We start from the raw sequence: 5,369 nt of genomic DNA on the forward strand, positions 1-5,369 counted from the left end.
CCTCGGTCCTGTTTGCCTGCCAGATCGCCGCCAGCGCAATGCCTGCGCCGAGCAGCACCGCGCCGGTCGTTTTCGGATGCATGAGGGCATTGGTGTAAAGACTGCTCTCCAGCACCGGCTCCGCCATGTCATCCCGCTCGATGCCGTCCTGGCTGGCCGAGTACAGGTTGTCCTGGTCGCGCGGATGCGGCGGGCGATTCGTCCGCTGCAGGGCGGGCATGACACGCTGCATGACGCTGTCGAGCAGGCCGGGCATGGCATATTCGGCGACGGCCAGCAGCTTCGCGGCGGCGCCGACTTCGATATCGCGTTTCGGATGCGCCGCGGCATAGAGGATGGCGTCGGCCACGATGTCCGGCGCATAGACCGGAGGCGGCAGCCGCGGCTCGACGTCCATCAGGTTTTTTGCATGGGATATGAACATCGAATCCACTGACGCCGGTTTGATCAGGGTGATCGACACCGGCGCGCCTTCTTCCTCCAGCTCCATGCGCAACGAATCGGTATACCCTTCGACCGCATGCTTGGAGGCGGCATAGATGCCCTGCAGCGAGGTGGCGCGGTCGGAGAAGCCGCTGCCGATGTTGATCAGCGCGCCGCCATGCCGCTTCAAGTGCCGCACGGCAAACAGCGAGCCGTGGACCACGCCCCAGTAGTTGGTGTCGAACAGCCGCTGCTTGTCCTCAAGGCTGGATTCCTCGTTGGTGCCGAACATCCCGACCCCGGCGTTGTTGACCCAGGTATCGAAGCGGCCGAAGCGCTGTAGCGCGGTGTCGGCGATGCGGCGCACGTCGTCTTCGATCCCGACATCCGCCGTCACCCAGGTGACGTCCGCCCCCTTGCCGGCCAGTTCCCGCGCCAGCAGTTTCAATACTTCTTCATTGCGTGCCGCCAGCACCAGCCGTGCGCCCCGGGCTGCCGCCTTGCGGGCGGTGACGAGGCCGATGCCGCTGGTGGCGCCGGTCAGCACGATGACCTGATCGGAAATGCGTTTCAAGCGTGGTTTCATGAAGTTCCCTTGGAAAAAATCGCTGGCGCGATCGGTGCGCCTTATCCAATCGACCAGCAATCTTGCATAGGGTTCACATACCGGGCCGGGGAGGCCGGCGACGATTTTCCGAAAGGGAAATGTTGCTAGGCGGCGATCGGTTCGCCGCCGTCGCCATCCTGTCCGATGGCGCGGTACTGGCTCGGCGAGGTGTGCTCGAATTTTTTCCAGATGCGCCGCAATTGGCGGGTGGAATTGAATCCCGACTGCTCGGCCACCCGCTCGATATCCAGCCGCGACTGCGCCAGCAGTTCCCGCGCGAGGCTGATGCGGATGCGCTGCAGATAATCGACGATGCCGGTACCGGCATGTTCGCGGAAGAGCCGGTTCAGATGGCGCTCGCTGGTGCAGGCGATCTGCGCCAGCGCGGCGACGGTCCAGTCACGGGCGGGGTTCTCGATGATGGCGTCCTGCACCCGGTGCACCGCGGGATGCATATGGTTGCGGAATGCCAGCCACGGCGACAGCTGCGGATCGTTGCCGGCCCGCCGCAGGTAAATGACCATCTTGTGGGCAACGATGGCGCTGATGCGGTGGCCCGCCACACGCGCCACCATGTGCAGCGCGAGATCGATGCCGGCCGTCACGCCGGCGCTGGTGCAGGCCATGCCGTCTTCGACGAAGATGCGGTTTTCCACCACGTGCGCACGCGGTGCGACACGGCGCAACGCATCGTAGTGATTGTGGTGCGTGGTGCATTGCCGGCCGTCGAGCAGCCCGGCGTAACCTGCCAGCAGCGCGCCGGTGCAGATGCACAGCAGCCGGTGCCGCGCTGTGACGTGCTTGTGCAGCCATTCAACCGTACGTTGCGCCGCCGGCGGGCTGAAGTCCTCGTCCAGTCCGGTGCAGCCGACCAGCACCACGATTGCCTCCGCCGGCAGGCTCGCCGGCAAGGGCTTGAAGCCGGTGAGGTCAAGCCCGATGGAGGTGTCGATGCGGGTTGCCGCGCTGATGTAATGCAGGGTGAACAGGGGCGGATTCCCTTCCGCCTCGGCGGTCCGGTTGGCGTAGCGGAACACCTCCGCCGGACCGATCAGGTCGAGCGCCAGCGTACGCTCACGCAACAGAAAATACACCGGCAGCGGCGCGTCGCGGCCGTTCATCGACAGAGTGTTCACAGTAGCCATCCGAGTTCCATTCATATTCCATCTGCCTTGCGGTTGCCAGCGCAAGCGGCCGTCCGGCGAGCCGTTCCACCAAGTGGAGGCTCATGTCGATGCCTGCGGAAATACCGGCGGAGGTAACGACTTTACCGCAGTCGATCCAGGGCGTGTCGGACCGCACCTGCACGTGCGCGAACCGCTGCCGCAGCGCGTCCTGATCCTCCCAGTGGGTCGTCACCGGCAAACCGTCCAGCAGCCCCGCCTCGCCGAGCAGGAAGGCCCCGGTGCAGACCGAGGCGGTGATCTCACAGCGCGCCGCCTGGGCCCGGATCCAGCCGATCAGGACCGGGTCCGTCATCGCCATGCCGACATCGCCGCCGGGCACGATCAGCAGATCGAGATCGGCTGCCGGCGGCAGCACGCAATCGGGCAATACCTTCATGCCGCCGCGTGCGCGGACCGGCTTCATCTCGGCCGACACCAGGAAGCACCGGAACAGCGCCGGATCGCCGCCCCGCCGCCCATGCACCCGCGCCGCGGTGGAAAACACTTCATACGGCCCGGAAAAGTCGAGTATCTCGACATCGTCGAACATCAATATGCCAATGGCCAGCATCGCCTGCTCCTCAGGTAACCGTTGTGCGCGACAGGTGCGCATCGTCAGGCACATTGTAGGAAGAGGTCAGGGGCGGCGAAATACGGAGGCGGGACAGGATGCGGACAAAAGCGGACAAAAGCGGCGGCGGCCGGATCGGCAGGGGGAAAGGGAAATGGAACCAATGTCCGAATGTCGCTACCCATGTCAGACATTGCCCATCGACAGCGGCAACAACCAGAACGGGGAGTCATCATGCCTGGTGCAGTCCAACGCAACAATCCGCATCCTCTACGGTTTCCGCAGCCGGACTCGCGGTCCGCCGGCGCGGCCGCATCGAACCCGCAGTCGAGGACATCCAATTCTTCCTCCGCGCCGAACCGGCACAGGGGCCTGCTGTCCCGCAGTTTCAACCCCGCCAGGCTGGCCACGAGATTCAGGAAGCTGGTCAACGCCGGCGTGTCTGAGGTCAGGGATCAATTGCGCGGTCAGACCGACCGGATTGCCCGGCAACTCGTAGACATGACGGCGGACTGCTCGCCGGGGGCGGATGCACCCGGAGCGAAGCAGCTGGCGTCAAGCATGCGGAAACACATGACCAGGGAAGAGCGCCGCAGCTTGAAGAGAAACCTGGACCGGCTGACCGGTCCGAAGGACCAGCACACTGCAACGGTGCTTACCGGGCTTCGCGATGCCATCCGGCGCGGCGGGCAGCCGGGCGAGTTCTCGATAGCGGCAAGCTTAAGCGCCCTGGAAAACGTCGCCATCAAGCAGAAGGTCGATGGCGCCATAGGCGCCGAGCTCACAAAGCTGAATGGTCATGATGGCGACCTCGCACTGTATTTTCTGGCTGAAGAAAAACTTGCCGCCAGCAACGCGCTCCCCAATACTGCGCACCAGGAACTCGCCTGCCGCGCCTTATTGGAGATCCTGACCTTGCCTGACCAGGGGCCCGCACCATCCGGTGTATCGACGAACCGCTTCGAGGAAAGAGTGAACCGATTGAGAGAATTCAATCCGGCGCAATTTGTTCAGGACTGGAAAGCGGCCCGGGATAGTGTAGAAACCCATCTCGGCCTCTTGGAAGAAAGGGTACTCGCGACGAGTCATGCTTCGATGGCGGACCGATTTCAGGAGATCCTGAACATGAATGACAAACCGCAACGCCAGCTCGACGATTTCACGGGAATGGCCAATCTTCTTGAGCACGTGCACACAAACGTATCTCAAATGGCCAGGGGAGCAAGACGGATCAATGTTGACTTCGCTTTGTTTGACAATCTTCGCCCCGGGATGCCTTCCGAGGCGCCGTCCAGGCCTGGTGCACGAACCAGCGCTGCGATGAACACGCCTCGCCAGCCGGGAAATCGCTCCCCGCGAGTTTCCCTTCCACATGGGGAGGGCAGCGCCGCCCGCGGCGCATCGCCCGACAGCGCGACTCCGGCATTGGAACACGGCGGTTCCGGCAATCCTATCGACCAGAGCGCCGTCTTCGCTGCGTATGGCCACCTGTTCAACAAGGAAATTCAACCCCGCTAAGGCAGGCGCGAAGAATCGGTATGCAAGCAACAAATCGGGAGCGGAAAACGATGCGGGCTCATCCAGCGCCTGACCGGCAAACCGAACTGAAACAGCAGCAGCTGCTCGCCAGGGTGGAAACCTTGTTCCGGGAATCCGCGCTGCGCCTGGGAAAGCTGTACGGCAAGACCGATGTTCGGCCGGCTCCTGGCGTCGGCGGGCAGACATCCGGAGCCGCGCTGCGGGCGCAGAATCAATCTGTCGCCGTGGAGCGGCACATGTTCGAGGAACTGGTCATGGCCGCCTATTACAACCGGAACAATCCCGACTGGGACCCGGCGCGCGCGGAGACATACTGGACCGAACTTGCGGTTGACGATCCATTGCGGTTATTGCTTGGCCAGAACAGTACCCAACCGCCTTCCGAATAACCCAAACCGTGCGGTCATGCCCCCTATCAGCGCGCGCTTTCCACCCAATTGCGGCTATGCCGCTTCGCCTGCAGCAGCGCGTTGCCAGGATGGGCATGCGGCAATGCCGAAAAATCCTCTCGGAAGCGTTCGACCATCAACTTCGCCTGCTGGAGAACGACCTCTGACAGCGTCCGTGGGATTCGGCCTTAGCCACCATAGTCTGCGGGCACAATTTCACAGTAGTGTCGATGAACGGGCCGGTGAAACCATGGAGGTGGGTCGATCGGCGGATTTCGCGGAAGCGCTCGCTTCGAGTCTTTACGATGGCCGAGAGTAATACTGGATCGAAAGGCTTGTTAGGCAACGTATCGTCTGACATCTCGACCTCTTCGCTGATCAGGCCGACACCGCCGTCTACCATTACTGTCATACGACTTTTTGCTCAAAAAATTTACCGTATAAGAGTTCACCAAGAACTTTACTTTCCTGTAACGAATATTTGTACATTTGGTAACAGTGAAATTCTGGGAGGCCCAGTTGTGTATCGATAGTTTTGTTTGATTGAATAATTTTATGACTAAAAAGTTGTTAAAACTTTAACTTAATACTAAAATTTACTTTATTGCATTAGTAATCCGGTAATCCCCCCGGAATTGAGGGGGTTCAGAAGTAGAGTCACGCGGCCATGGCCA

At 61.7% G+C, this 5,369-nt stretch carries 5 protein-coding genes; 2 read left to right on the forward strand and 3 right to left on the reverse strand.

What is annotated here, in order from left to right; genetic code table 11:
• The 3 genes from V7080_RS23610 to V7080_RS23620 all read right to left on the reverse strand — a co-directional run.
• Window positions 1–1,009, reverse strand: a 1,009-nt coding sequence (locus tag V7080_RS23610; RefSeq protein WP_334190826.1) for an SDR family oxidoreductase, incomplete at its 3' end; no start/stop codon positions are given.
• A gap of 125 nt (window positions 1,010–1,134) precedes the next feature.
• The gene (locus V7080_RS23615; protein WP_334190827.1) at window positions 1,135–2,175 is read right to left on the reverse strand and encodes a GlxA family transcriptional regulator; all 1,041 of its coding nucleotides are present in this window, start codon (window positions 2,173–2,175) and stop codon (window positions 1,135–1,137) included.
• Window positions 2,105–2,767: a DJ-1/PfpI family protein gene (locus tag V7080_RS23620; RefSeq protein WP_334190828.1), complete on the reverse strand. Its 663-nt coding sequence runs from the start codon at window positions 2,765–2,767 to the stop codon at window positions 2,105–2,107. Before V7080_RS23620 ends, V7080_RS23615 begins: the two co-directional genes overlap by 71 nt.
• Before the next feature lie 573 nt (window positions 2,768–3,340).
• Between V7080_RS23620 and V7080_RS23625 the strand changes: the two genes are divergently transcribed.
• Entirely contained in the window at window positions 3,341–4,285 is a 945-nt protein-coding gene (locus tag V7080_RS23625; RefSeq protein WP_334190829.1) for a hypothetical protein, read from the forward strand.
• A gap of 50 nt (window positions 4,286–4,335) precedes the next feature.
• Window positions 4,336–4,695 carry a hypothetical protein gene (locus V7080_RS23630; RefSeq protein WP_334190830.1) on the forward strand — a complete coding sequence of 120 codons (360 nt, stop codon included), beginning with the start codon at window positions 4,336–4,338 and terminating at the stop codon, window positions 4,693–4,695.
• Window positions 4,696–5,369 lie beyond the last annotated feature (674 nt).

It is taken from the genome of Noviherbaspirillum sp., assembly GCF_036846085.1.
Classification (GTDB): domain Bacteria; phylum Pseudomonadota; class Gammaproteobacteria; order Burkholderiales; family Burkholderiaceae_D; genus Noviherbaspirillum.